The 6,267-nt window shown below is 48.0% G+C and carries 6 protein-coding genes and 1 pseudogene; 5 read left to right on the top strand and 2 right to left on the bottom strand.

The genetic code is table 11. From position 1 onward, the window contains the following. Positions 1–53 precede the first annotated feature (53 nt). The 4 genes from WBV75_RS12695 (at position 54) to murI (ending at position 5,017) form a co-directional block, all read left to right on the top strand. Positions 54–2,672, top strand: a complete 2,619-nt coding sequence (locus WBV75_RS12695) for a BamA/OMP85 family outer membrane protein (protein WP_424120958.1) — start codon at positions 54–56, stop codon at positions 2,670–2,672. 99 nt (positions 2,673–2,771) lie between these two features. Continuing rightward, positions 2,772–3,593: an OmpH family outer membrane protein gene (locus WBV75_RS12690; RefSeq protein ID WP_424120957.1), complete on the top strand. Its 822-nt coding sequence runs from the start codon at positions 2,772–2,774 to the stop codon at positions 3,591–3,593. A gap of 43 nt (positions 3,594–3,636) precedes the next feature. After that, on the top strand, positions 3,637–4,146 hold the full coding sequence (locus WBV75_RS12685) for an OmpH family outer membrane protein (RefSeq protein WP_424120956.1): 510 nt from the start codon (positions 3,637–3,639) through the stop codon (positions 4,144–4,146). Between the two features lie 82 nt (positions 4,147–4,228). Beyond that, the gene (gene murI / locus WBV75_RS12680) at positions 4,229–5,017 is read left to right on the top strand and encodes a glutamate racemase (RefSeq protein ID WP_424120955.1); all 789 of its coding nucleotides are present in this window, start codon (positions 4,229–4,231) and stop codon (positions 5,015–5,017) included. On the opposite strand, the gene WBV75_RS12675 is transcribed toward murI, so the two are convergent. Then, positions 5,014–5,511 (bottom strand): dihydrofolate reductase, encoded by a 498-nt coding sequence (locus WBV75_RS12675; protein ID WP_424120954.1) that lies wholly within the window; start codon positions 5,509–5,511, stop codon positions 5,014–5,016. The two genes, murI and WBV75_RS12675, sit on opposite strands and share 4 nt — an antisense overlap. After that, entirely contained in the window at positions 5,508–5,897 is a 390-nt protein-coding gene (locus WBV75_RS12670; protein WP_424120953.1) for a 2TM domain-containing protein, read from the bottom strand. The genes WBV75_RS12675 and WBV75_RS12670 overlap by 4 nt, the downstream gene beginning before the upstream one ends. Before the next feature lie 50 nt (positions 5,898–5,947). On the opposite strand from WBV75_RS12670, the pseudogene WBV75_RS12665 reads away from it, so the two are divergent. Then, positions 5,948–6,267: pseudogene (locus WBV75_RS12665) on the top strand (aminotransferase class V-fold PLP-dependent enzyme); the annotation flags it as partial.

Here is a 6,267-nt window from a genome sequence, read left to right as displayed (position 1 = left end):
CCAGAACAGAGAACGTAGATTTGGAAAAACGAGCGAACAACTTAACTAGTGGTATGCGGGCGGTATTACCACTAAGTCTTCTTTTTATAATGGCTTTCCTGACGACCTTCCAAGGGGTTGCGCAGGACCTTTCCTATCAGAACGGCAAGAAATATATTCTCGGAGGACTCGAAGTTACAGGCCTTCAGAGTTACAATGAACAAACCGTTAAGACCTATACCGGGCTTCGTGAAGGTCAGCCCATAACGGTTCCCGGTGATCAGATCAGTCAGGTCATCAATAAGCTGTGGAGTCTTGAGCTCTTTACGGATGTAGAATTCTACTACACAGGTGTCCGAAACGATAGTATTTTCCTGGAATTGCATATACAGGAGCGTCCCACCCTTTCGAATGTTACATTTTATGGGGTCAAGAAGGGAAAAGTCGAAGATTTGGCCAATGATACAGACTTAAAAAAGGGAAAAAAAATCACGGAAAGCCTCATTGCCAACACAAAGAACTATATAGAGACCAAATACCAGAAGGATGGCTACCTCAATACGCAGGTAACCATTGCAACGAGTCAGGATACCTCCGCGGTCAATTCCCAGAACCTGGTAGTAAATGTCAACAAGGGCAGCAAAGTAAAGGTTCGCAATATCGAATTCGAGGGAAATGAAAAGCTCTCAGATTCCAAGTTGCGCGGATCCATGAAGAATACCAAAGAAAAGCTTTTTGTCCGTGTTTGGAAGAAATCAAAATACATAGAAGAAGAGTATCAGGAAGACTTGAATTCCGTCCGGGACGCCTACGCAGAGAGCGGGTATCGAGATGCGCGGATCCTCCTGGATACCATTGAGCGTGTCAATGATAAAAATATCGATATCCGTATAAAAGTTGAGGAAGGCGAGCGGTATTATTTTGGGGATATTGAGTTTGTCGGCAACAGTGTCTACACGGACCGCCAGCTGGCCCAGGTGCTCGGTATAAAAAATGGAGATGTGTACAATGGGGTGCTCCTGCGGGAGCGGATCGCTGATGATACCAAGCCAGATGGTGAGGATCTCACGAACTTATACCAGAATAACGGTTATCTTTTTTCCAGGATTAACCCCGTAGAGGTTTCAGCTGAAAACGACACCATCGATTTTGAGATCCGCATTATAGAAGGTAAAGAGACATTCCTCAACAAAGTCGTGGTCAATGGAAATGAAAAAACCAATGACCATGTTATTTACAGGGAGATTCGAACCCGGCCCGGGCAAAAATACTCTAAAGACGATATTATCCGATCGGTACGGGAACTCGGACAGCTCGGTTTTTTTGATGCCGAGCAAATTAGACCTGAGATTGAGAATCCGAACCCAAATGACGGAACTGTAGATCTCAGATTTGACCTTGTGGAATCCGGTGCGAGTCAGATTGAATTACAGGGGGGCTATGGAGGTGGTGGTTTCATCGGAACTTTGGGCCTCTCCTTTAATAACTTTTCCATTCAGAATATTTTCAATGGGAAGGCGTATAAACCGGTACCCATGGGGGATGGACAGACCTTCGCACTTCGGATACAGGCCAGTAGGACATTCCGGGTATACTCCGTGAACTTCTCTGAGCCCTGGCTCGGAGGCCGTAAACCGGTGCGGTTCAACTTTTCCCTTTCGAGAACCCAGCAGTTCCTGGCGTCTTTTGACAATAACGGACGGGTTCAGGTGGATAAGGACCAACAATTCTCCGTCTCCGGCATATCTGCAGGTTTGGCAAAGCGGGTCCAATGGCCTGACGATTATTTCACGGTATCCCATGCCCTGAGTTACCAGTTGTACGATTTTAAAAATTACCGGACTGGCTTGTTTAATTTTGGAAACGGAAGTTCCAATTCCCTGGCGTATACCTTCGGGATCTCCAGAAGTTCTGCGGGCCCCGGTCTGATTTTCCCGATAAGGGGGAGCATTTTTGAGGTAACCGCTAAATTCACTCCGCCGTACTCTCTGTTCAACAATAAGGACTATGCATCCCTTAAGGCGCGCAGTGAGGAACTCGAGCAGCTCCAGGTGGATCGGGCTCAAATAGGTCTGCCCCTGACCCCGGCCGAACAGGCTGAACTCGAGGCTGTGGATCAGGAGCGTTTCAGATGGCTGGAATACTATAAGATTAAATTTAAAGGAGACTGGTATACACAGGTAGTGGGTAAACTCGTCCTGCGAACGAATATTGAATTCGGATTTCTCGGATCTTATAACCCGGATGTCGGGAAGGTGCCTTTTGAGCGGTTTTTCCTGGGAGGGGATGGTCTGGGGAGAAACTTTACCCTGGACGGGCGTGAAGTGATACAGCTCAGGGGATATGAGAATAACTCCCTTACACCTGTGGATCCGATTACACAGCAACAGGAAGGTGGTATCGTATACAACAAGTACTCTCTTGAATTGAGATACCCCCTCACCCTGAAGCCCACGGCTTCTATTTATGCCTTAACCTTTTTAGAAGCGGGGAACTCCTTCAACAATTTTCAGGAGTTTAATCCGTTTGCATTAAAAAGATCAGCGGGAGTTGGGCTTCGGATTTTTATGCCTGCTTTCGGACTATTGGGAATTGACTTTGGATATGGCTTCGATGAGGATCTCAGACCTTCTTCTGCAGGAAATGGGCCCAGCGGATGGCAAACGCATTTTATAATTGGGCAACAATTCTGATCCATGCCACGTCTTCACCTCTAGCGCTGAATGCTTAAGTAGTTCATTTTAAAAGAAATACTAATTTTGGCACGATATTTTCTATTGATAAACGAATCCTTGAAGAACCGGAACATCTTATTGTTTTTTGCATTGCTGTATACAGGTATGGTGATGTCTCAACGAGGGGTTCGGATCGGATACGTGGATATGGAGTACATACTGGAAAATGTCGAGGAGTACCGGGAGGCCAATCAACAGCTCGACAACAAGGTCGTGCAGTGGAAAGGGCAGATGGAGGAGCGGCAGCGCAATATAGACCAGTTACGGCAGGATCTTGAAGCGGAACGCGTATTACTCACAGATGAGCTGATCCTCGAGCGGGAAGAAGAAATTGAAATCCTGGAAAAGGAACTGCTGGAGTATCAACAAAACCGGTTTGGCCCCAGGGGCGATCTGGTTTTACAGAAACAACGTTTAATCCAGCCCATTCAGGACCAGGTATTCAGTGAGGTACAGAAAATTGGAGCGAACAAAAAGTATGATTTTATTTTCGATAAATCTGCGGATGTCGTAATGTTGTACTCCGAAAAAAGACACGATATCAGTGAGTTGGTGCTTCGGGGTATTTCAAGAACCCGAAGGATTAGTGCCCCGAAGAAAACCCGGGACGACCGCCTCGATCAATTTGAAGGGGAGGAAGTTGAGGAAGCGCCTTCTGAGGGAGTAGTCGAGAGGGAACAGCGGGCCCAGCAGGCAGCGGATGCCCGGGCAAAGACTGCAGATGAGAAAAAGGCAGAACAGCTCAAACTGAGGGAAGAACGCAGAAAGGCCTATGAAGCCCGCAGGAAAAAATTATTAGAAGAGCGGGAGGCCCGCAGGAAAGAAAAGGAGGGAGAGCGCAATAAGACTCCCGAAGTAAAAAAGGATACCATTAACTAACGAATCAAATATTTTTAGTAACTCAAATATCAAATTACAGATCATGAAACAAATGAAAAAGGTAGCTGTTGCAATCGTATTGTTTATCGCCGCTACAAGCTTTGTACAGGCTCAGAGCAAGATTGCCCACATCAATGTGACGGACCTTTTGTCCGCAATGCCAGAGATGAAAGCGGCCCAGGGCGAACTCAAGAAATTGGAGGAAACCTACAGAGCGGATATCCAGAGTTCCCTGGATGAATTAAAGAACAAACTCACCCAATACAATAATGAAGCCAGTACGATGTCTCAGGAAGAGAATCAGAAGCGCGCTTTGGAGTTGCAGGGATTTGAGCGCAACATCGGGGAAGCCCAACAAGCTGCCCAGCAGGAGTTGCAGCAAAAACAGGCGGAACTTTTTGAGCCTATTTCGAAAAAAGCCAAAGAAGCCATTGAACGTGTTGCGGCTGCACAGGGATACGACTATGTCGTTGATGCCAGCCCGGGTTCAGGTGTTATTGTTGCTAAAGGAAAAGACATCCTTGCAGATGTTAAAACTGAACTGGGTTTCTAAACCCACTGTATAAATTCTAAAAAAACCGCCCGCAGAACACGGGCGGTTTTTTTATTTTTAACCCAAAGGATATACCCGTCAGATGAGCAATGCGGCGATTGGTTTTTTCGATTCAGGTCTTGGGGGCCTCACGGTGCGTCAGGAGGTGATACACCTGTTGCCCAATGAAAACACCATATACCTGGCCGATAGCGCCCATGCGCCATATGGAGATAAGACAAAGGCCGGGATTTTGGAACGTTCCAGGCTAAATACGGAGTGGTTGTTGGGGCAGGGGTGCAAACTTATTGTGATAGCCTGTAATACAGCTACTACCAATGCCATAGCCGTACTCAGGGATGAATACACCATCCCTTTTGTCGGGATTGAACCGGCGATCAAGCCTGCGGCCCTGAATTCTGAAAGTAAGTCTGTTGGCGTACTGGCTACCCGGGGAACCCTGAGCAGTGCGCTTTTTGCGAGCACGTCCCGAATGTATTCCGCCGGAATAGAAGTTTTGGAACAGGAAGGTACAGGCCTGGTCGCACTCATCGAGTCCGGACAGCTGGATCACCCGAAGACTGCAGCTCATTTAAGGACCTTGCTCGCTCCGATGCTTGAGGCCGGAATTGACCATTTGGTACTGGGGTGCACCCACTACCCTTTATTGATACCCCAACTGAGGGAAATACTCCCCGGGCATGTACAAATCGTGGATTGCAGTCCCGCTGTGGCGCTCCAGACCCGTAAGCTGCTCGCCCGGCACCATTTATTGAATTCCGGAGAAACCCCCGGAGCACATTCGGTATTTACCAATGGAAATCCCGAGATCGCCAAAGATATGTTGGAACGGTTAGGACACCCCAGGGATGCCCGTCCGTTAGGGGATTAATCCTTTCGAACGAAGGATTGAATGGTATAGGGAAACGCGTGCTTCTCATCTGCCGGATGATGTGTGCTATCCGTCTGAATCCAGTCCTTTGGATCGATTTCCGGGAAGAAGGTATCGGCTTTAAAAGCCCCGTGGACCCTGGTAAGTTCAATCCCGGTCGCATAAGGCAGGGCCTGTCTGTAGATTTCCCCTCCTCCGATAACAAAGACCTTCTCGTCCTGTGAAACCACCTTCAGCGCTTCTTCAAGGGAATAGACCACCTGACAATTATCCCATGCCACGTTGTACCCCTTGTCCCGGGTTATGATGATATGCCTCCGGTTGGGCAGGGGTCTGGGAAAGGTGTCAAAGGTCTTCCGACCCATGATCATCGGATGCCCTGTGGTTTTTTGCTTAAAGTGCTTAAAATCATCGGGCAGGTGCCAGGGGAGGTCCCCGTTATGGCCCAGCTCATTGGATTCTCCGGCAGCGGCTATCAGGATCAGGTCTTTCACAATTCGTCTTTAGGTGGCAGTTCAGGCAGGGGATGCTTTTTTTCGATTTCTGCCTCGATCTGGCGTATTCGCTCTTTTTGCTTTTCCAGAAGGCGCTCCCTTTGGGTGCGTTCCCAATCCTTGCCCAAAAAGGGGTCCGTAATAAAGACCTGGGCCAGGTGCATGAACCAAATAAAAGACCAACCCATTACGACCCAGAGGTACCAGTCATGGGTGTCTCCGATTTTAAGGATTTTATTGATCACCACGAAAAAAAGACACCCGATCACAAGAATAATAAGGTGCTGAAAAACCGCCCTTTTCTGGCGGATTCGTTTCTGCGCATGCTCCAGGAGTTCGTGCTGCTCCGGATCGAGTGCGGGCTTCTTTTTTTGTTTAAAAAACATCCGAATGCCTATCTTTAAAACAAAGATAACAGATTTCCCACGTACGCCCTATGGATGAATTTTTAAGATTTCGCTCTCATTTTCCGATGCTGGAACAGTATACCTATTTAAACACGGCAGCCTGGGGAGTGCTGCACGACGGATTGCTGGAGTGGCGACAGGAACACGATCTGGATTATCTGGTGGGAGGAAGCCGGATGAAGATTGGAGCCCTGTCCCTTTTGGAGGATACGCGGGAGCATCTCGGTCGGTTTTTTAATTGTCCTGCCAAACGGATCAGTCTGGTCCCGAATTTCTCCCTGGGGATGAATCTGCTGCTCGAAGGCCTGAGAAGGGATTCTCAGGTATTGACCCTTGAGGGCGACTACCC

Origin of the sequence: Robiginitalea sp. (assembly GCF_049588695.1) — a bacterium.
Taxonomy (GTDB): domain Bacteria; phylum Bacteroidota; class Bacteroidia; order Flavobacteriales; family Flavobacteriaceae; genus Robiginitalea.
Note: the sequence above shows the minus strand (reverse complement) of the source record. Positions and strands in the feature narration are given on the sequence as shown.

Bases quoted from the DNA above. Each gene is read 5' to 3' on its own strand.
- WBV75_RS12695 (WP_424120958.1), top strand. From the start codon at position 54: ATGCGGGCGGTATTACCACTAAGTCTTCTTTTTATAATGGCTTTCCTG.
- WBV75_RS12685 (WP_424120956.1), top strand. From the start codon at position 3,637: ATGAAACAAATGAAAAAGGTAGCTGTTGCAATCGTATTGTTTATCGCC.
- murI (WP_424120955.1), top strand. From the start codon at position 4,229: ATGAGCAATGCGGCGATTGGTTTTTTCGATTCAGGTCTTGGGGGCCTC.
- WBV75_RS12670 (WP_424120953.1), bottom strand. From the start codon at position 5,897: ATGTTTTTTAAACAAAAAAAGAAGCCCGCACTCGATCCGGAGCAGCAC.